Source organism: Oleiphilus sp. HI0125 (assembly GCF_001635355.1).
The window spans coordinates 1-561 of the sequence record NZ_LWGF01000032.1 but is presented as its reverse complement, the minus strand read 5'-3'; the positions used below and the strand labels follow the sequence as shown (position 1 = coordinate 561).

1 protein-coding gene is annotated in these 561 nt (G+C 44.2%); it reads right to left on the bottom strand.

Annotation, left to right across the window (positions count from 1 at the left end; genetic code table 11):
* Positions 1 to 316: DUF2066 domain-containing protein (locus A3762_RS00705; protein WP_231878684.1), on the bottom strand; the 316-nt coding region annotated here is incomplete at its 3' end.
* Between the last annotated feature and the right edge of the window lie 245 nt (positions 317 to 561).

The following is a 561-nucleotide window of genomic DNA, read 5'->3' as shown; positions in this document are numbered from 1 at the left end:
GCAGAAATTGTTTCTCAGGTGCAGACGCGGGAAAATCTAGCTTAAGGCTCTTTTCAACTTCAGTCTCGCCCTCACCTTCCGCCTGATCACTTAGCACAGGCGAAAAGTCTGGATTCGCTCTATAACTAAAACTCAGCACATAACGCTGAGCCTGAGAAATAATTGGAGATAGTTCAGGATTATCTTGAACAGAAGCACCTGTAAGCTTGCCAAGTACCTGCTCCATTGCGACTGGAAATGCTTCGTCTCTTTCAGAAGCATCCTGTGATTCGACCTGAACGACAGCATAGAAGAGCTGGACGCGCTCCGCCGCCACCGCAAAATCAACGCAAGTAAATACCAGAAGAAAAATAGATGTAAACCTAAGCAAGGAGCGTGATTCCGAGGTGAATAATTAGAATTAGCGTCATAATATTAGCCCTTTCCCGATATGACAATAACTGAAACAAATAAGCTGAATAAATTAGTTAGCCCCCTTTAAAGCCAAACACGTATGGAATCCCCTTAATCCTACCTGTAAACTCTCGACCTTTGATCACACACGTGCGAGTTCCCTTCATA